The organism is Microcoleus sp. PH2017_09_SFU_O_A (assembly GCF_020738625.1).
GTDB lineage: Bacteria > Cyanobacteriota > Cyanobacteriia > Cyanobacteriales > Microcoleaceae > Microcoleus.
Genome location: NZ_JAEQCF010000097.1, coordinates 1 through 19,136 on the forward strand (window position 1 = coordinate 1; position 19,136 = coordinate 19,136).

Annotated in this window: 22 protein-coding genes; 7 read left to right on the top strand and 15 right to left on the bottom strand. The window is 46.1% G+C overall.

Going from position 1 to position 19,136, the window contains the following annotated elements:
- Window positions 1-109 precede the first annotated feature (109 nt).
- The 3 genes from phnE to JGK16_RS28240 all read right to left on the bottom strand — a co-directional run bounded on the left by phnE (window position 110) and on the right by JGK16_RS28240 (window position 3,190).
- Window positions 110-904 (bottom strand): phosphonate ABC transporter, permease protein PhnE, encoded by a 795-nt coding sequence (gene phnE, locus JGK16_RS28230; RefSeq protein WP_293203541.1) that lies wholly within the window; start codon window positions 902-904, stop codon window positions 110-112.
- A 113-nt stretch (window positions 905-1,017) separates the two neighbouring features.
- On the bottom strand, window positions 1,018-1,758 hold the full coding sequence (locus tag JGK16_RS28235) for a phosphonate ABC transporter ATP-binding protein (RefSeq protein WP_293193379.1): 741 nt from the start codon (window positions 1,756-1,758) through the stop codon (window positions 1,018-1,020).
- Window positions 1,759-2,215: 457 nt separating this feature from the next.
- Complete coding sequence (locus JGK16_RS28240) at window positions 2,216-3,190, bottom strand: phosphate/phosphite/phosphonate ABC transporter substrate-binding protein (RefSeq protein ID WP_293185187.1); 975 nt, start codon at window positions 3,188-3,190, stop codon at window positions 2,216-2,218.
- Window positions 3,191-3,386: 196 nt separating this feature from the next.
- Here JGK16_RS28240 and JGK16_RS28245 point away from each other — a divergent pair, with 196 nt between their 5' ends.
- From JGK16_RS28245 to JGK16_RS28260, 4 genes are all read left to right on the top strand, one after another.
- Window positions 3,387-4,370: a threo-3-hydroxy-L-aspartate ammonia-lyase gene (locus tag JGK16_RS28245; protein WP_293185186.1), complete on the top strand. Its 984-nt coding sequence runs from the start codon at window positions 3,387-3,389 to the stop codon at window positions 4,368-4,370.
- Between the two features lie 56 nt (window positions 4,371-4,426).
- Window positions 4,427-4,732 carry a DUF4090 family protein gene (locus tag JGK16_RS28250; RefSeq protein WP_293185185.1) on the top strand — a complete coding sequence of 102 codons (306 nt, stop codon included), beginning with the start codon at window positions 4,427-4,429 and terminating at the stop codon, window positions 4,730-4,732.
- A gap of 254 nt (window positions 4,733-4,986) precedes the next feature.
- Entirely contained in the window at window positions 4,987-5,256 is a 270-nt protein-coding gene (locus tag JGK16_RS28255) for a prevent-host-death protein (RefSeq protein ID WP_293198360.1), read from the top strand.
- The gene (locus tag JGK16_RS28260) at window positions 5,243-5,521 is read left to right on the top strand and encodes a type II toxin-antitoxin system RelE/ParE family toxin (protein WP_293185183.1); all 279 of its coding nucleotides are present in this window, start codon (window positions 5,243-5,245) and stop codon (window positions 5,519-5,521) included. The genes JGK16_RS28255 and JGK16_RS28260 overlap by 14 nt, the downstream gene beginning before the upstream one ends.
- A 129-nt stretch (window positions 5,522-5,650) precedes the next feature.
- Here the strand turns inward: JGK16_RS28260 and JGK16_RS28265 are convergent, their stop codons facing one another.
- The 7 genes from JGK16_RS28265 to deoC all read right to left on the bottom strand — a co-directional run bounded on the left by JGK16_RS28265 (window position 5,651) and on the right by deoC (window position 12,586).
- A complete protein-coding gene (locus JGK16_RS28265) occupies window positions 5,651-6,070 on the bottom strand; it encodes an EamA family transporter (protein ID WP_293185182.1) in 420 nt (139 codons plus the stop codon).
- Between the two features lie 94 nt (window positions 6,071-6,164).
- The gene (locus JGK16_RS28270) at window positions 6,165-7,079 is read right to left on the bottom strand and encodes an NAD(P)H-dependent glycerol-3-phosphate dehydrogenase (protein WP_293198358.1); all 915 of its coding nucleotides are present in this window, start codon (window positions 7,077-7,079) and stop codon (window positions 6,165-6,167) included.
- Between the two features lie 114 nt (window positions 7,080-7,193).
- The gene (locus tag JGK16_RS28275; protein WP_293185179.1) at window positions 7,194-7,634 is read right to left on the bottom strand and encodes an NUDIX hydrolase; all 441 of its coding nucleotides are present in this window, start codon (window positions 7,632-7,634) and stop codon (window positions 7,194-7,196) included.
- Window positions 7,635-7,771: 137 nt separating this feature from the next.
- Entirely contained in the window at window positions 7,772-8,998 is a 1,227-nt protein-coding gene (locus JGK16_RS28280) for a glycosyltransferase family 4 protein (protein ID WP_293203542.1), read from the bottom strand.
- A gap of 26 nt (window positions 8,999-9,024) precedes the next feature.
- Window positions 9,025-10,596, bottom strand: a complete 1,572-nt coding sequence (locus JGK16_RS28285; protein ID WP_293203543.1) for an MFS transporter — start codon at window positions 10,594-10,596, stop codon at window positions 9,025-9,027.
- Window positions 10,597-10,797: 201 nt separating this feature from the next.
- On the bottom strand, window positions 10,798-11,673 hold the full coding sequence (recO, locus tag JGK16_RS28290) for a DNA repair protein RecO (RefSeq protein WP_293203544.1): 876 nt from the start codon (window positions 11,671-11,673) through the stop codon (window positions 10,798-10,800).
- Between the two features lie 232 nt (window positions 11,674-11,905).
- Window positions 11,906-12,586, bottom strand: coding sequence for a deoxyribose-phosphate aldolase (gene deoC, locus JGK16_RS28295; RefSeq protein ID WP_293185173.1), 681 nt, complete (start codon window positions 12,584-12,586; stop codon window positions 11,906-11,908).
- 301 nt (window positions 12,587-12,887) lie between these two features.
- Between deoC and JGK16_RS28300 the strand changes: the two genes are divergently transcribed.
- Together JGK16_RS28300 and JGK16_RS28305 are read left to right on the top strand one after the other, a co-directional pair.
- Complete coding sequence (locus JGK16_RS28300; protein ID WP_293185172.1) at window positions 12,888-13,250, top strand: hypothetical protein; 363 nt, start codon at window positions 12,888-12,890, stop codon at window positions 13,248-13,250.
- Window positions 13,251-13,686: 436 nt separating this feature from the next.
- Entirely contained in the window at window positions 13,687-14,709 is a 1,023-nt protein-coding gene (locus JGK16_RS28305; protein WP_293185170.1) for a tetratricopeptide repeat protein, read from the top strand.
- Window positions 14,710-15,304: 595 nt separating this feature from the next.
- Here JGK16_RS28305 and JGK16_RS28310 read toward each other — a convergent pair.
- A complete protein-coding gene (locus JGK16_RS28310) occupies window positions 15,305-16,099 on the bottom strand; it encodes a hypothetical protein (RefSeq protein WP_293185169.1) in 795 nt (264 codons plus the stop codon).
- A gap of 286 nt (window positions 16,100-16,385) precedes the next feature.
- Between JGK16_RS28310 and JGK16_RS28315 the strand changes: the two genes are divergently transcribed.
- Complete coding sequence (locus tag JGK16_RS28315) at window positions 16,386-16,529, top strand: hypothetical protein (protein WP_293185168.1); 144 nt, start codon at window positions 16,386-16,388, stop codon at window positions 16,527-16,529.
- Between the two features lie 79 nt (window positions 16,530-16,608).
- Here the strand turns inward: JGK16_RS28315 and JGK16_RS28320 are convergent, their stop codons facing one another.
- The 4 genes from JGK16_RS28320 to JGK16_RS28335 all read right to left on the bottom strand — a co-directional run bounded on the left by JGK16_RS28320 (window position 16,609) and on the right by JGK16_RS28335 (window position 19,126).
- Entirely contained in the window at window positions 16,609-17,331 is a 723-nt protein-coding gene (locus JGK16_RS28320; protein WP_293185167.1) for a pyridoxine 5'-phosphate synthase, read from the bottom strand.
- A gap of 493 nt (window positions 17,332-17,824) precedes the next feature.
- Complete coding sequence (locus JGK16_RS28325) at window positions 17,825-18,091, bottom strand: hypothetical protein (RefSeq protein WP_293193385.1); 267 nt, start codon at window positions 18,089-18,091, stop codon at window positions 17,825-17,827.
- Between the two features lie 505 nt (window positions 18,092-18,596).
- On the bottom strand, window positions 18,597-18,926 hold the full coding sequence (locus JGK16_RS28330) for a nucleotidyltransferase domain-containing protein (protein ID WP_293203545.1): 330 nt from the start codon (window positions 18,924-18,926) through the stop codon (window positions 18,597-18,599).
- Window positions 18,923-19,126: a hypothetical protein gene (locus JGK16_RS28335; RefSeq protein ID WP_293185164.1), complete on the bottom strand. Its 204-nt coding sequence runs from the start codon at window positions 19,124-19,126 to the stop codon at window positions 18,923-18,925. Before JGK16_RS28335 ends, JGK16_RS28330 begins: the two co-directional genes overlap by 4 nt.
- Window positions 19,127-19,136: the final 10 nt, after the last annotated feature.

Consider the following 19,136-nt stretch of genomic DNA (forward strand, 5'->3'; position numbering starts at 1 on the left):
AATTTGGAGATGTTCCAATTCCCAATCAAAATCCCAGAAATCATTTTCGGCTCCAATCTCGCATTTTTTCTCGTCTCATACCCTGATTCAGCAACGCCAATAATTGGTATTACCTCGTTTCCAACCGCTGCCGCCATTTGCTGCTAATAACATCGATCGCAGTCACGACAACTAACAATACCAACATCATCGTAGTAGCCTTATTGTATTCAAAAGCTCGAATATAATTGACTAATTCAAAACCAATACCGCCGGCGCCCACCACACCCAACACCGAAGCCGCCCGAATGTTGTATTCAAACATCCACAGCGTGTAACCCAACGCTAGCGGCAACACCTGGGGGAAAATGCCGTATTGGGCAACTTGCAGCCAAGATGCACCCGCCACTTGCAACGATTCGATCGATCGCGCTTCCACAGACTCGATCGCCTCCTGATAAAATTTAGCAAGATAACCTATAGTATAAATTCCCAAAGCCAAAGTACCAGCAGGCGCGCCCAAACCAGTCGCGGATACAAACAGCAATCCCAGGACAATTGAAGGAACCGATCTCACCGCATTTTGCAATAAATTAGCTAGCCATTGCAACCACTTTGGTGCTATATTGTGGGCGCTGCAAATCGCAATCGGTACGGAAAGAATTGCGCCGATAGTCGTTCCCCACAAGGACATTTGAACTGTTTCGATTAAGGCATTAATTGCAACATCTATAATTTCGAGATTTGGGGGCCACAAGCGGGACATAAAATCTGTCATGTATGGCCAACTGCTAGCCAATGTTGTGGCATCTATTTCTAATCCCTGCAAGGCCCAGCCATAAATTACAATTAAGATTGTTGTAATACCTGGGGTTTTAATCAAGCTATAATTTTTTGAGAAGTTAGTTGATTTTTTTTCGATCATTTCAGTTGGTTTTGAGATTTATGTACGGCTATTTTTGGGTTTGATGAAGGGGCTTTTTTTGTGAACCGCAGAGGGCGCAGAGGGCACAGAGGAAGAGTTGAGAAGAGGGGAGTTCACACTGCTAGTTTGGGCGGTGTTAGTTTGCTGAATTTGTCGGACAGGTTGTGACATTTGCCATCATAGACTATCTGACCGGCATCTAGGACGATCGCTCTTTCTGGATATCTGCTTGCCATTCCTAAGTCGTGCAATACTACAACTACTGTCATCCCTTGTTCGCGGTGCAGTTTAGCGAGGATTTCCATTACTTGTTGGGCGGCGATTACGTCTAATCCGGTGGTGGGTTCGTCTGCGAGTAAAATCTGGGGAGATTGGATGAGGGCGCGGGCAATAGCGACTTTTTGCTGTTGTCCGCCGCTGAGCAGTCCGGTTTTTTGGTATGCTAGGTCTTGCAGTCCGAAGTTTGCCAGTAATTCAAAAGCTCGATCGCGCTTTTGCTTAGGAAAACCCCACAGAGTCTCCCAAGTATTCAATCCTCCCAAGCAACCACACAGCACATTGTCGATCGCAGGTAGCTGTTTAATCAATCCGCCGCCTTGAAAAATCAAGCCAATATCGCGCCGAATTCGCCTCAATGTGCGCGGAGTTATTACTGTATCGTTAATTCTAATTTCTCCGGTTTTGACGGGAACTAATCCGACAAATGAACGCAAAAGTGTGGATTTTCCTGCACCGTTTAAACCCAGCAGCGCTACAAATTCGCCCTGTTTTATTTTGCAATCAATTCCGTTCAAAATCGGGCGTTTTAGCGAAGTTGAATAAGCTGTTTCTATTTTACTGCATTCGATAGTCATAATAAGAAGGAAGAGGGAAGAAGGAAGAGGGAAGAAGGAAGAGGGAAGATTTTTTAATTGTCTTCGCGCGAGAATGAGTAAGAGATACACATAAAAATTTTAGTTTAGCTGACTTTTAATTGGCTGTATTAACTTGGTAAATATTTGTTGATAAACTTTGCCCTTAATATAATTTACGATCTAACTGTTACAATAAAATAGGTTTGTAGTGAGGACTTTAGTCCTTCTTTTTCTGAGGACTAAAGTCCTCACTACGAACCTTTGTTTTACTGTGTAAGGATTTTTGTCCGGCTTTTTTTGCGGACTAAAGTCCTCACTACGAACCTTTGTTTTACTGTGAGGATTTTTGTCCGGCTTTTTTTGCGGACTGAAGTCCTCACTACGAACCTTTGTTTTACTGTGAGGATTTTTGTCCGGCTTTTTTTGCGGACTGAAGTCCTCACTACGAACCTTTGTTTTATGGTTCGAGTTTAGCGCGCTGCAAAGCTTGGCGCAAGGTTGCCAAATGGCGCGCATGATCGACTTTTACTAATTTTTGGGAATTGTACAAACTGCGGAACAATTGATTGTTTGCAGGTTCGTTCATTTTCATGAAAGCATTGATAAGTTTTTCGCGCATCGGTGCCGGAATGCGATCGTCAATTACAATTCCGTGGGCTGGAACTCCTGGAATCTGCTGCAAAACTCGCAATTTCTTGCCTTCTTCTGCTGTAATCCAAGGCGGTAGTAAAGCGTATTCGGAAACTGCTGCGACTTCTGCTTGACCTCTTAAAACTGATTGCAAAGCGCTGCCGTAACCATCGCCGTAGGTAACATTTCCAAAGAAACTTTCGAGTCTATCCGGGCCTGAGACTAATCCTTGACCTACTAATTCTGAGACTGGGAAAATAAATCCCGAACCGGAAGTTCGAGAAGTGAAAGCCATTTTTTTACCCTTCAATTGTTCGAGGGTTTGCTTTGCTGAACCTTTGGGGCGCAGCGGACTATCTTGCCGCACTACAAATACAGAATCGTAGGTATTTCCGCCGGAATAATCGCTGCGAACTTCTGCTAAATACATCCGCGCTTTGGCTAATTGTTCTGCTTTTAATGCCGCGCGCCCTGCTACAAATGCGACATCTGCCCTGTCGGCCCTCAAAGCTTCTACAGCAGCGGTTTCGTCGCCGATGACTGCATCAATAGGAATTCCCATTTCTTTGGATAGTATTTGCGCTACTTGATTGGCTTTGTTTTGCAAGTCTGTAGCATCTCTGCGGTTGGCAAATACGATCCTAATGCGACTTATAGCTGCTTGTGCTGTTAAATCTCGCTCGCCCTTTGGTGCTGTTTGCGCGATCGCCTTCTGCCCAACTCCGACTGCATTCGCTGTCAAACCCGCTAGCAGCAACAATCCTGCGCTAGCGCTTGCTAGCACTTTAAACTTTGCATTCATCAATCGATCTCCTAACCTAACCTAAACTATTTGATAATTAATTGCAATAATCTTCAACTTATCCTACAACGCTTTTGGTAATTAGTTGCAATAGTCTATTGATAATTATTTCCGATATGTCATATCATCAAAATTGATTAAGCTTTGATTCTATGTATGATATAATGCCGCCCAAGCACCCCAGGCAGAAAAAAATATGACAGCCAACCTTACCGATAAAAATGCTTTGCAAGTCTGCTTTGCTGATGTGGAGGCGGCGGCAAAACGATTGCAGGGCAAAGCTTTCAAGACACCGGTGCTGACTTCGCACACAGTCAACAAACAAACCCATTCTCAAGTATTTTTCAAGTGCGAGAATTTTCAGCGGACGGGTTCGTTTAAATTTCGCGGTGCTTGCAATGCCTTGATGCAGCTATCTGAAACGGAAAAACTCAACGGAGTAGTGACTTTTTCTTCGGGAAATCACGCGCAGGCGATCGCCCTTGCCGCACAATTACTCTCAATTCCTGCTACTGTCGTAATGCCAGCAGATGCGCCCAAAGTCAAGCAAGAAGCGACTCGTGGCTACGGTGCCGAAATTGTTTTGTACGATCGCACTCGCAATTCCCGCGAAGATCTCACCGCCCAAATTGCGAGAGAACAACACTTGACAATTATTCCTCCTTATGATGACGCGCGAGTGATCGCGGGACAAGGTACGGCGGCGATGGAATTGATCGCAGAAGTTGGGGAGTTGGATTTGCTGCTGGTTTGCTGCGGCGGTGGAGGTTTATTGTCGGGATGTGCGATCGCAGCTAAAACTTTGTCTCCCAAGTGTACAGTCATAGGTGTAGAACCGGAGCAAGCAGATGATGCCGCGCGATCGTTCCGCACCAAAACGCTGCAAACTGTTAGCAACCCAGATACAATTGCTGACGGCGCGCGCACACCTTCTTTGGGGAAATTAACTTTTCCTTTGGTGCTGCATTATGTGGACGATATGGCAACTGTTTCGGAAGCGCAAATTCGCAATACAATGTTTTTTATGTGGGAGCGGATGAAGATTGTTGTCGAGCCTACGGGAGTGTTAGCTGCGGCGGCTTTGCTGTCTGGAGTTGTGAAAGCAGAAAATAGCAGAGTTGGTGTAATTGTCAGCGGGGGAAATGTGGATATTAAAGAGGTCGATCGCTTTTTTTCGTAGATGGGGATACTTCTCTGATAAAATGCTCCCACAACAAACTTTGATATCACAGCACAATGTCTTCAGAAACAAACTCAGCAGCTCAATCGACAACTGGTGCAGATGCGATCGATGTGGCGATCGCCTCAGGAATCGATTTTGACGGCACTGCGATTCCGAAAGCAAAATTAGACCTGTACGAGAAAGTAATGGGATTAGAAGCCGGAAGACAGCGCAGCGGCGTGTCGAACACCATGCGATCGCGCATTGTCCGAATTGGAGTCAAACACCTGCCTCAAGCAGAACTCGATCCAATGCTAATTGCTGCCGACTTTGCACCGCTAAAAGACAAAGAAGTTGCGTTTTATTACGGCGGTAAATAGAGCGTATTTATATCATTTTCGGTTGCATTCCTTGGTATGGTGCGTCGTTGCGAGATTTTCAAGCTGATTCCTAGATTTTCAACAGTGACGCACCTTACGAGACTGCGAAACTTCTCCCAGATGTGCGCGATTTTTCTCAAAAACCTAATTTTTTGCATTCAGGACTACTTTTGCAATCCCAAATTATCGATCGACCTCCCAACCCCTGCCGATTTTGCTTAAAATAGACATAACCCAAACTCATAACATCTGTCATGCAAAGCTATACCCTCGCAGAAGTATGTAATCCACAGGGGACAGTCTTTAACCGAGCTGCTGTGGAGCCAGTTTTACTCACAGATAAATCGCAGCCCAGCCACGTAATCATGTCCGCTGATGCCTATCAGGGCTTGATAGAGCGACTGATGGAATTAGAAGATATGCTTTTAGGTTCATCAGCAAAATCTGCTCTGAGTCAGTCTCAAATGGTTGGTACTAAAACCTTTGTAGAAACACTAAAACAACTGGCAAATGGCGAAACTTGATGGTTTACAAACAGTTCTCGACTTTCTCAAGGGTTTGCAACCTAAAATAGCGGCTCAAATTGCTAAAAAAGTGTTAGCGCTGAATGTCGATCCTTTACCTAATGATAGCAAGCAATTAATCGGATATCTGGGTTATTATCGGGTAGATAGTGGCGAGTATCGGATTATTTACAACTTTAATCCCGAAGAAGATTTGGTAGAAATTATTCTAGTTGGTAAGCGTAACGATGATGAAGTATACAAAAAATTAGAGCGCCTTTTCTAAAAAACTCATTCTCAGTGATGCTGCTCTAAATATTGGTAGGGTGCGTCGCTGCGAGATTTTCAAACTGATTCCTAAATTGTCAAGAGCGATGCACCCTACAATACTTTTTTGATAACTCCTATATTTCAACTAAGACGCAAGTATAACTGCAACTATGGCTAGCACAAGAGCGATAATTTGCGGGATTGTAATTGCTTCTTTCAGGAAGAAATATGATAGAAATACAGTAATTAGCGGGTACAGTGATGTAATGCTGATGACGCTGATAACTGGCCCGCTTTCAATGGATCTCAGAAAAATCACCGATGCTACAGTTCCGCAAACACCGATTAATAAAGCAAATACGATTCCTGTAATATTCCCCTCAAGACTCAAGTCTTTACTGCTGGCCAGAATAAATACTGTAGTTAAAATAGCGCCGATTGTTTCATAAACAAAAACTGTTTTATAGTCAATAGATTTAGTTGCTAACTTGCCAAAAAATCCCCAAAAGCCGTATAATAATGAACAAACGAGTGCATAGATTAACCAATTGGGTATTTTAACCATAGTTTCCAGAATTTAAGTAAGTTGTTTGGTGCTGGTTGTACTCGATTTGCGATCGCAGTTGATGAATTTTCGCTAATCGCCACCTGTACGGTTCTTAAATCTCCGGTTTCAAAGCACGTTCCATCAGCGATAAAACAGCTTGTTCGGGAGTAATTTTACCATTCAGCAAACGGTAAACTTGACTGGAAACAGGGACTTCAATCTCGCGCCGATCCGCCAAATCAATTAACACATTAGTAGTATTAACTCCCTCAGCAGTGCTCTGCAATTCCTGCAAAACTTCCTCCAAAGACTTACCTTTCGCCAATCCGAAACCAACCCGATAATTGCGCGACAAAGCACTATTGCAAGTAGCGAGTAAATCTCCCAAACCAGACAAACCATAAAAAGTTTCAGCGCGAGATCCCAAACGAACCCCTACCCGAATCATTTCCGGCAAGGCGCGAGTTAACAAAGCAGATTTAGCATTAGTTCCTAATTGTAAACCATCGCAAACACCAGCGGCGATCGCAAAAACATTCTTCAAAGTGCCCCCCAACTCAGTCCCCAAGGGATCTTGATTCACATAAACCCGAAAAATATCCGAACTGTAAATAGTTTGTACTTGCTTCGCCGCCGCTAAATCCAAACTCGCCGCTACCGTGGCAGCGGGTAATCCTCGCTGAATTTCTTCGGAAAGATTGGGGCCGGAAAGTACGACAATTGGATTATTAGGAAAGGCATTTTGCCAAATTTGAGATGGAGTGCGCGTCGTGGCGGGATCTAAACCTTTGGTGACAGTAACTATAATTGTACGGGGATTTGGATTTAAGGCAAGCAGGCGATCGACTGTTTCGCCAACTCCTTTCATCGAAACTGCCGAAACCACAACATCGGCGCCAGTTATAACCGATTCTAGACTAAAAGAACTGCGGCGCGACCACAAATTTACCCGATCGCCCTTTTTACCTCCCAGATTTGCCAGGGCCGAACCCCATGCACCTCCACCTAATATTGTCAATATTTTCATTGGTAATGGGTAATGGGTAATTGGTAATTGGTAATTGGTAATTGGGAATTGGGAATTGGGAATTGGTTATTTGGTTATTGTCACCAAAACATAACAACTGTCAACTGTCAACTGTCAACTGTCAACTGTCAAACGCGGCCGCAATCCGTAATGACGGTAACGCCAATAATCGCGTAAAATGCGATCGTGATCGAAACACAATTGCTCGGGAATCTGCCAAGACTCAAAAACTTGTAAATTTTTAGCATCATCCGCAGCTTGAGGTTCGCCAGTTGCCGCAGCCAAGAATACAATACTGATTGTATGTTGCCGCGCGTCGCGATTTGGATCGGAATAAACGTAAAATTGCTCGATTAATTCTACATTCAAACTTGTTTCTTCTAAAGCTTCGCGTTTTGCCGCCGTTTCTACCGATTCCCCATAATCGACAAAGCCGCCGGGAATCGCCCAACCGTAGGGAATATGCAAGCGTTCTATAAGTACGATCGGTCGCTGCGGGCGATCGACCAATTCGATGATAATATCAACTGTAGGAGCAGGATTTTTGTAAGTCATTCTGTTGGGAATTGGGCGAAGCGAAGCGGAGGGATTGAGAATTGGGCATTGAACTGGTTCCTAGGCAGAGCCTGGGAACCGATACCCAGAGGCTCTGCCTGGGGACGAGCATTCTTCCTTTTCTTGTTCCTGCTAAATCATGCTAAACCGCGAACTGGCACGCGCTGCCTCTGCAAAACTTCTGCATAAAGCTTTTCCAACTCAGTAATATTTTGACTGAGAGTGTAGCGCTCGATCGCCCGTTGGCGCGCTTTTTGGCCCAGCAGCATTCCAAACTCAGGATGATCGCAAAACAACGGCAGCAAAGTTAGTAACTGACTCCGCACCCGCTGAGTGTTCAAAACTATCCCCGCGCCTTCCTCCAACGCCTCGCCGTCAGCACCGGCATCCGTTGCCAAGCAAGCTAAACCGCAGGCCATCGCTTCCAGCAGCGACAGGGACAATCCCTCCACCAAAGAAGGCAGAATAAATACATCTGCACCGCGCAGAATTTCGATCCGGCGTTCCTCCTCGGCGACAAATCCGAGCCATACAATGCCGTCCTCTTCGCCGTAGGACAGTTGCAGCGAGGCGGCGAGGGGCCCGTCGCCTACGATCGCCAATACGTTGCCAGGGCCAAAATTACATTGTTTCCAGGCCTTCAGCAAAGCCTCAACATTTTTCTCGGGGGCAATGCGGCCTTGATATACAAATATGCGATCGGCCTTTAACTCCGATTTCAACCCCGAAGGCCCCGGCGAATATTTCATCGCGTCTACTCCGTTGGGAATCACGGCCACCCTTTCTTCCGGCACTCCCAACTTGACCAAAATATCCCGCTGAATCTGTGAAAACACGATCGTCGAGTCGTAGTGAGCCAAAAACGGAGCGTACAGTTGATACATCAAGTGTTGGGTTCCCGATGTCAAATTCCGCAATTTGCGATCGAACGGCGGGTGAAAAGTCGCCACCAGAGGCAAATTCAATTCTTGACAAATTTCCGGCAGCAAAAAGTCTAGAGGCGAAAGCGTCAGGGAAGCGTGAACAACATCCGGTTTCAGCCGCCGCAAAGACTTCATCAAAACTGTGCGGGATTTGAGAGTTGGAATCGTATAAATTTGCGATTTGTAGTGACAAGGTAAAGAAACTTCGTTGCAACTCGCGGGCGAAAGCGAATTGGTATATGAGGTTGGAGTAATTCCAGTTCCCCATTTGCCATTTGCCATGCTCCACGCCGTATTGTTCCTGTCGATTTGGCCCGCTTCTTGGGCAAAGTGCAGGAAACTGACCTGGTATTCCCGGTCTAATAGTGCGTTAGTGACTTCCCTGGAGTAAGTTACGTTACCGCAAAAAGGTGATTTTTTTCCTAGCCAAGCGATGTGCATTCGAGTAAATCAGAGTTTGTTATGTTTTAAATTCGATCGACTTTGCTATTAGTGCTACGCGAAATATACCAGGTTAAGACGCCACCTGCGATCGCCAATCCTGCCAAAGCCAAAAATACGGTTGGCAAACCCAGAAATGTTTCGGCTACTCCCGCTAAAGCTAACGGTAAACTCAAAGCGATATTAGTGGCATTGTTTTGTAGCCCGAAGACTTTTCCCCGCATTTCTTCTGGGGTTTCTGCTTGAATTGTCGTCTGCATCGGCACTCCCACCAACGAAGCAAACAAACCCAACAGGGTAATGAACAGCACCGAGATCCACAAATGGTGTGTAAATGCAGAAATACCCATCAGAGCAATTGCCATACCAACAGATCCGATTAAACTAAGTTGGGAATGAGAAAATTTGTGGCCGAGATAGCCGACAGTCGTCGCCCCAGCAGCCATCCCGACGCCCACCGCAGCCAGCAAAAAGCCAAATTGTGACGCTTTCATACCGGGCAGGATTTCCGCCAGCCGCACCGCTAGAACTGCTAATGCTGCAAAAATGGAAAATAGAATAATTAGTTGAATTAAAGCATTGCGGACTTTCGGTTGATCGTTGATGTAACGCAGCCCGTCTTTTAAATCTGCTAGGGGATGCGGCGGTTCGTGTTCGACTTCGTTTTTTTCGCCTGTTTTCATCGACAGCAACAGCACTCCGGCGAAGGCGTAACTTCCGCCGACTACTAATTCTTTGCCGATGCCGAGTCCGCCACCGAGATTGGTAAATAGAGTGTCGGCTAAGGCTAGTAAGGGTTCTCCGACTGCAAAGCCGATAATCACCGAACCCATCATGGTTGTGGTGTAGAGCGAGTTTGCCGATAGCAGGTGGCGGCGTTCAACAATTAAGGGAATTACTGACTGTTCTGCTGGGGCGAAAAATTGAGTTAGGGTGGAAACTAGGAATGTCACTAGCAGCAGCAAGCAGAATCCGAGCGGTAGTTGACCGAGTTCCCACCCGTCGGAGAGCCACAACAGCAAAGGCAATGTCAAGACGAAGCCTCCCCGCAGCAGGTTTGTGGCTACGAGCACTGCTTTTTTTGACCAACGATCGACATATACGCCCGCAGCAGCCCCAAATAATACCGCAGGAATGGTAAAGGCGATCATGATTGCCGATACCCACCTGCTGATGGTTTGATCTGGCGCTTGAAATCTGCTGGCTACCAGGGCGATCGTCAGTACGAGATAAACTTTATCTGCTAGTTGCGAGAAAACTTGCCCGCTCCACAGCGCTAGAAAATTTCGGTTTTTGAGCACCGGCAGAAATCCGGTTTCTTGCTCGGGAGTTTCGCCTGCTGCTTCCGCGAGATCTGCTGCGGTTGCTGCTGTTGACAGCGCGGGGATGGCTTCTGGTTGCTGGCTGTTGCCGTTGTTCCAGTCTGTTTCTGGATTTGTGGGATATTTGTCCATTTCTGGGTCTTGGGCGTTACTCCATTGTCGATCGGCAAAGACGGGCGATGAGTTAAAATCTGGAAAATTTTCTCGTTCTTCCATCTTGTGGTGGGTCACAGCTAAAATAGATCTTCTCAAATCAGTATCGGACAGTCGCATCATAGGATTTGGGGTGGATCGCCTGGGATGGTTGAGCTTGGGGGGATGGGAATTTCAAATTGAGGCGTTAACCTCTAAATTTAATAACTCGTAACTTTTCTTATTATCTAGTTTTGCAAGAATTTTGAGCATTTACCTGAAATTGCTTACAGGTTCGGATATCCCGCAAGCTGGGTGAGATTTTTACTCCACGAGATTCAAAATTTAAAACTCAAAACTCTCCAAGTACGTGTCGATCGAGCTTCCCGATCGAATCGTGCAACCTAAATGATACTGGGCATATTGCCGCAAAATATTTTCTACTGATATCCAAGTCGCGCGATCGGCAATCCCCTCTTCTAGTTCTGCACTACCCAACTGTTGCAGTGCCGCTAATTCTTTACCATTGATATGGAAATTTGTCAAGTGTTTGCTGTCACTCGTTTGCGGGGAACGGGAGCTGGATCTGTACAGGCTGCCGATTTGTGAGGAAAGTTCTGCCTCTAGGTTAGCTAGCTCGGGCAAGCTGAAGGTTCCCCCAGAGGGTATACTAAACCCGGTTTTCCAGTTCGGATCGCTGAGATTGGGGACGAGCGGCACTCTGGTGGCACAGCAGACTTGGACTTGGGGCGCGAGGCCTGCTAGGGCTAACAAGTGAAAAATACCCTGGGCTAGATGGGCGACTAGCAGGGCGGCGGATTGGATTTCTGTGCGATCGGACAAACGCTCCAAACGGCTCAAGTGTTCGCCCAGCAAAAAGAACAGTGATTCTTGGGGTTCGTCGGAAAGGGCGCTGGCGATCGCCAATTCGGCCAGATATTGCGCGGCTGATAGTTTTCCTAGGTTGCGGCTCAAACCCGGATAGGATTCGACGGTGGACGCTTGGGTAATCTTGTCGAGCGATCGACCTTTAGCGATGAGCAATTCGTTGACGACAAATAACTCGCTTCTCCCGCCAATGCTCGATCGCTGTTTGCGAACACCCGGTGCTACGGCTTTAATTAAGCCGAATTCCCGCGTCAAAACTGTCAGCAGGCGATCGGATTCGCCGATCGGCGCACTCTTAAGATTGATTCCAATTGCTTTGTAAGTTCGAGTCACTAGATTATAGATTTTAGATTTACAACGGCACTCTTATACGAATTAATTTTGAGGTATGTTGTTGCGCTTTAGCGCTCTTTTCTTAGATATATGAAAGAGCGCTCAAGCGCAACTACGTACCTTTCCATCACTAATGACTAGGAATTAATTTTGAGGTATGTTGTTGCGCTTTAGCGCTCTTTTCTTAGATATATGAAAGAGCGCTCAAGCGCAACTACGTACCTTTCCATCACTAATGAGTCTGATTTAAATTATCCCGCTGGCGGATTAATTCCGGGCCGCGAGAAGTCCCCAAACGAGTCGCACCAGCCACGATCAAATCTATAGCTTGTTCGTGAGTGCGAATTCCTCCGGCCGCTTTAATACCAACTCTTCCCTTAGTAAATTCCTTCAACAACCGTACATCTTCAACTGTCGCCCCACCAAAAAAGCCCGTGTTAGTTTTGATATAAACGGCGCCCGCCTCCATGCAAAGCTCAGCCGCTAATTGTTTTTCCTCATCAGAAAGCATCGAGCATTCGATAATCGCCTTGATAGTTAGTCCGGTTTCTTCGCAAATTTCGGCCAATTCCCGGTGAAATTCGTCGCTTTTTCCGGCTTTCAACAATCCTAAATTGACCGAGACATCTAACTCAACGGCTCCGCTGTCTGCCGCTTCTAGAGCTTCGTAGAGTTTGACTGCTGATGTGGTTGCTCCCGTGGGAAAACCTATGACTGTCGAAACTTTTGACTTTGTGCCGTGCAGAAGACTTACCGCTTGTCGCACGTAGGCGGGATACACGCAAACTGTGGCAAACCCAAATCTTTCTGCTTGTTGGCAGCAGTGTTCTACTTGCTCGGGAGTGGCGCCCGGATCGATGAGGGCGTGGTCGATATAGGGGGCAATATCGATATCTGGCCCTTGTGCAGCCATTGCTATTTTTTCTCCGAAGCAACTACATCTTTATTATGTATCGAATTTACCAATTCTTAACTTGCCTCAGGCTCTGAGTTGCTGCTCAGACCAACTGTTGTGGGAAGTTTTTCATCCATTTATGATAAAAAAAATAAATTTTAGTATCTGCCTTTAGATACATTTTTAATCTTTCTTTAGGTATACTTTGTTAAAAGGAGTTGCGGTAGAGCCTGCGTCAGCTACCCTAGAGCAGAGCCTGGTAGCAGTCACTGTTTTTACTCCGATTAGTGCTTTAAAAACATAACAGCCAGTGCCAAGCATGAATCATTTAGAACTCGAACAAGAAATTGGAAAGATGGCTAGAGCGATGATGACTCGCAATAGCTTAATTGGTAAAGATTTGATTGCAGATCTCAGAGGGCGGCTGTCAACAGACAGCGTAGCTGCTTTGATGATTGTCAGTATTGAGCGCTTGATTTGGTCTGACTGTGAGTCGGTGATCTGGAGTTTGAGTTATTTGATTCCTGCTGATGTGATGGAAGAAATTCGCCGCATTACGGCGCTGGTTGTTTGCAAGCGCTTGATGGGCAAGGGTTTTGTGCTGGGGAAGGATTTTAGTATTGATGCTTCAGGCAGGTTGTTGTTGAGCGAGACTGCTCAAACAGCGGTTGTGGTTGCTTGAATTGGGTAAGCAGAAGTTGGATCTATTGGCACTACGAGATTTGCACTTTTAGTGTAATTGCAAACCTAATTTTGGATGGGGTAATAGTTGACAGTTGACAGTTGACAGTTGACAGTTGACAGTTGACAGTTTGAGAGCGACCTCTACCCTTAAGTCCGAGGATTGGAGTAATGAATAGTCTGATTTCTGGTAATAGTTGCGTGACTCGCGCCAGCCTGAGATTTGCAGCAGCTCCAACCAGTGATGAGTGTGGTTAGCTAAAAGAGCATTTGATGAGAGGAAAATAGTCGGTTTCAACTGTCAATTGTTGAGGTTGTTAATGGCTGTTTGTACGGGCGATCGCCCTGTATCAAAATTTTCTGATTTGTAGTCAAATTACAGTTTAACTCCGGGCATTTTTCGTGTAGAATCATCCCTAAGATAGATGCGAAGTATTATGAACTTAATTCAAAACTTGGAAGCGGCTTGGTATTATCATCTGGGTTCGCGCCACCTCGAAGCTAACGATCATGATAGTGCTCTGGCGAATTTTGACAGAGCTGTGAACTTGCAATCGGATCATTATAAGGCTTGGTTCGGGCGAGGTATGGCTTTGGGCAACTTAGAACGACACTTAGAGGCGCTTTCAAGTTTTGATGAGGCCTTGGCGGTGCAGCCGGATGCGAGCTTTGGCTGGCACAACCGGGCTATTGCTTTAGGAAAGTTGGGCCGCTTTTTGGAGGCTCTTAACAGTTTTGACAGGGCTCTGGAGTTCAACCCATATGCGGCGAGTATTTGGCACAACCGGGGACTTTTGCTAATTGATATGGGGCTTTACCAGAAGGCGGTTCTGAGTTTCGATCGCTCTTTGAGTTTGCAGCCAGAGGCGCCTTGGGCGTGGTACAACCGAGGGAATGCTCTGTTGGAACTCAAGCTTTACTATCAGGCGCTCAACAGTTTCGATCGCGCGATCGAGTTTAACCCAGATGATGCCAAGGCTTGGTACAATCGCGGTCTAGCTGCCAACTCCATGGGACTTTACAAGCAAGCAGTGGCTAGTTTTAGTCGATCGATCGCTCTGAAACCGGACAGAGCCGAAGCTGTAGGCGAGCGACGAATTGCTTTGCAAAAATTAGTCGGCTTAAATCAGAAAAATGCCAAGTTCACTCCCACATCAGAGTGTATCTTTGAGGATTATTTGATTTGGTACAATCGGGGTGTGGAATTGGCGCGGCAAGGTAGCTATTCAGAGGCGATCGCTTGCTATGAAACTACCTTAGAAATCAATCCTAATTTTGCTAACGCTTTTTACAATCAAGCTTGCTGTTATGCGCTGCTGGGCTTTGCTGATTTGGCCCTTGACAATTTGCAGCGGGCTGTGGAATTTATGCCTAATTTATACCGAGAGCTAGCTGTAGCTGACTCCGATTTAAGCTGTATTTGGAAACAAGAACGTTTTGCAGCACTGATCGAAGGTTGAGAGGTCAGTTGACAGTTGACAGTTGTCAGTTGACAGTTGTCAGTTACGTTAAATCGAAATTATAGCGCAGTGCGAGCGTCTCGCTCGCGAGCTGTACACTACTCGCGAGCGGGGACGCTCGCACTGTAAAAAAAATGCTTTTTCCAAAACTGAGATGCTCCCCTAATATTGTTTCCGGTTGCATCGGTATTGTTTAATCCGCCAACAATCAACAATCAACAGTTAACAGTTAACAGTTAACTGTCAACATCATTTCGGTGTAACCAGAATTGATATAACTAACCAGAAAGAATTGGTTGAAAGCCCGCCCGCCGGAGCGGGAGAAATTAAAATCAGACTATTCATTACTCCAATACTCGGACTTAAGGGTAGAGGTTATTCTCAAACTGTCACAGGTCAACTAAGAGGGCAGGCACGCACCATCCACTGCCCCTACCAAAGATCAACTGTCAACTGTCAACTGTCAACTGTCAACTGTTGAAGTTCTGGGCGGTTGATTTTACGCAAAAAAAAGCTCGCGTTTCGGGCGAGCTTTTGTGGTTGGGCGAGGGAAATTTAGATCGCCCTCAAGAATGTTTTTGCTATCTATCTCGATCTATCGCACCGCAACTCTGATCGAGGATTTAACTGGCCTGTTGGCAACTATCAGCACCTTGTAGGTGCCAGACTCGGGGAGTTGAGCAAAAGTTTGACCTTCGCCTTGATCTAGGAGTTGTCCCGATGGAGATTCGATCGCCACATCGAGATTTTTGTTGCTAGCATTCACGGTGATTGTCTGTCCCTGTTTTCCGGGAACTGTCAGGGGCTGGATTTGGTAGCCGGACATTTTGAGCCTAACTGTGGCTTCTGTTTCCCCGTATGCTATGGGAAGTGCGCGATCGGGCCTATAAGTCCACTTGGCGTTAAAGTCGCGTTCGAGTACGAAGGCGCTAGTCTCACCTTTCGGAGTAACTCGCACGCGATAAATGCCGGACTCTGGCAACTGACCTATCCACTGATTGTCACTTTTGTCAACAACTCCCAGATTTTGACCGTTGGGGCTGTACAGTTGGGCTGTCAGTTTTCCCGCCCACAGCGAGAGTGTGAGTTCTCGCCCTTTGACGCCTTCAAAAATATAGGTGGTTGGTTGGCTGATGGTGGCTCGAATTTCCGAGGTTGACATTCGCTCGATCGGCTCTAGCTTCGCAACCGGGGCTGGGGTAACTGATGTTGGCTCGATCGGTTCTTGCTTAGCAACTAGGACAGAAGTAACGGGTGTATTAACAGTTTGTGTAATTTCCGCAGCGGCCATCCGCTCGCTCGGTTCAAATTTGGGGGCTACAGGGCTGGCAAATACGGATTTTGCCGTCATCATGAGTAGCATTCCAGTCAGTAAAATTAGTTTTTTCATGTCGCACTTGGCAGGGGTAAGGAGTTGTATATGGTTACTTGTGTTTGCCTGTTTGCACCGGATTAAGTAGGCGCGATCGCGATCGGCTACAGCAGTATAGAGGATACCTGAATTTCCCGTACTTGCACCAAACCTACTGGTAGCAAATTTACAATGCGGGAGCTAAGTGGTAGCCTCAGTTTGCCGTGACATTTTAATCATACTCCTGACAGCATAGTATCGGTGAAAATATTAGTAATTTGGTCAAGGAAAATTAAAGCTTTTATCGGGGAGTTGGCCCCAAAAAATGCCAACGCCCAAAAAACCCGGTATCTTCGCTCCGGGATTTAGCTTGCTACTAGAAAACCGCTATCACCCGCAGGGGGTGACGGTTTCTACTGTTAGCTGTTGCGGGCGATCGCACAAACTCTATTTTGTAGAGAGCGCTTAGAGGCGAGTAGCGTTTCTCCAGGCGGGTTTAGTTGCGATTTTTGTGCAAAACCGGGCTTTTACAGCGAGGTTTATTTGTACTAGGAACCCGACAGAATCTTTAGGTAAGCTTCTACTGTGTTCGACAAGCCCATTTCTAACGCTTCCGCAATTAAAGCGTGACCGATCGAGACTTCTAGTATATCAGGAATAGAGCAAAACTTAGCTAAATTTTGCAAATTTAAATCGTGTCCGGCATTCACTCCCAAACCTACAGATTGAGCCGCTTTAGCTGCTAAAACATACTGTTGAAAAACAGATTCTACATTCCCTTCACGAAAAGCAGTTGCATAGGGTTCCGTGTACAGCTCTACTCGGTCTGCTCCAACTTCTTTGGCTAGGGGCATGAGAGCAGCATCTGCGTCCATAAACAAGCTGACTCTGATGCCGTTGTCTTTTAATTTTTCAATAATTGGTAAGAGGCGATCGCGATTTTCGGGAATATCCCAACCGCTATCCGAGGTGAGCACGTCTGGAGCGTCTGGCACTAAGGTACACTGAGCCGGTTTGACATCGCAAACTATATCCATAAATGGCGGCTGAAACGGATTTCCTTCGATGTTGAACTCGACGGTTAGCATTTTGGCTAATTCGTAAACATCGGCAGCTTTGATGTGCCTTTCGTCGGGGCGGGGATGGACTGTGACGCCGTGCGCTCCAGCGGCGATTACTGTTTTTGCAGCTTCGGTAACGCTGGGAATGCCGATATTTCTAGAGTTTCTGAGGAGGGCGATTCTGTTGATGTTGACGCTGAGTTTTGTCATGGGATGTTAATGTTTAAGGTTGCTGCTACTATATTAATCGCTTTAGGAACGAAATCTTTAGCACTTTAGGTTATAGCGGTTCTCAAAAAGATGAGGTACGTTGTTGGGCTTCAGCCCTCTAGGTTTAATAGGATATTCTTGCACAAGATTGACAGTATATTGCTACAATCCTAAATTTTATGCCAATTGTTAAAACTTTCATATTACCTTGATAAACTGGTTTTACCGTTTTCGCGATCTGCGTGGCAAATTGCAGTGCCTTGTCGGTCATCTCTGGGTCGAAACGGCAGTCCTGTTTCCCTAATTTTGAGAATTGGTATTAGAGTATAATAGACCTCTTACAAAAATCGGAAAACACCCGGAAATTATCTGCGTTTATCTGTGTTGCATCTGTCTGACATCTGCGGTTGAAGGATCGAAGATATTGTAGGGTGCGTCAGCGAGGAGCCTAATTTTTAGGTGGGGAGCCAGAAGTGGCTGACGCACCCTACTACTAATTTTGAGAATTGGTATTAGAGTATAATTTAGCTTCTGCCTGCGGTAATGTATCTGCAAAAAAAGCCTCGGCTGTTTGCTGTTTTGCTGCTAAATCTTCCAGATTGGCAATGCAGAAAAGCGGTGTGACGCGATCGACTATTGCGGCCGGAAAATCTCGGGTGAAATATTTGAGTTTAAAGTCGTATCTGTGGGGACGGTAGATCGTGCCCAAGAGTTCCACCGGGTGCATCTCACTTTTGAAGAGGGCGAAGCATGACCGCATATAAGTTATTAGTTATAATCCCATATTTTCTGCGGTCATGCTTCGCCCCTACGGATATATTCGCCTTGCCTGAGATGCTCCCGTTCCACCAAGGGTAAAAGCGTCCAGTTGTGATAGTTGCCGATCGCATCTACTAAGGAATGAAAATTTAATAACTTACACGCTCGATGATTGTTGTGGGATGGGCGGGAGAGCCCGTCCTTTCTGCACGGGCTCTCCCGCCCATCCCACAGTTATTTAATTTCTATTCCTAAATGACCGCGATATATCTCTTTTTTGACCAGAGGTTGCAGCAAATCAAAACGAATTTTGATTTCGTTGAATCTGGCTTGCATTTGGGAAAGATGCTTGTTTGTATCCAAATGAGGCGGTACAATTAAATTGGCTTTGTCAAAAGCGATCGGGACTTGTCCCTGGGGTGCATCTCACTTTTGAAGAGGGCGAAGCATGACCGCATATAAATTATTAGTTATCATCCCATATTTTCTGCGGTCATGCTTCGCCCCTACGGATTGCGGCTGCTGCGCCGGAAAACGGCAAAATCAATTAGCAAGAACGGTGGGGTTTCTTTGAGCCACCAAAAGCACTGGGATTGACCGTGCCAAGCAGGTTCTTGAACTCGATATTTGAGTTCGATTTCACCAATTTCGGCGATAGTTTTTTCGACAATCTCAAACGCTTGTTCGACGCAGTTATCTGCAACCACAACTGCAATATCGAGGTCTGACCATTCGTCTGTGTAGCCGTGGGCTGCTGAACCTCCCTGCCACAAAGCGAGAACAAAATCTAAAGGTTGTAGGGTTGAAACAATCTTGTCGAGAATGATTTGTCTCATGGGATCAAGCTATAGTTTGAGTTTTCCTTGGCTTCGACAAGTTTAACAAATATCGCGGGTTGAGATTGCTGGGGAACTGTTACGATCGCAATTGCTAATGTGTCCGGTTGGGTGCTGCTGCGGAAATTTAGACGGGAAGCGGCGAGGGAGAGCGGTATTTTTGGGGAAAGTGCGATCGCCCGCCAAGTAGGCAGAGGCATAATTAGTTAG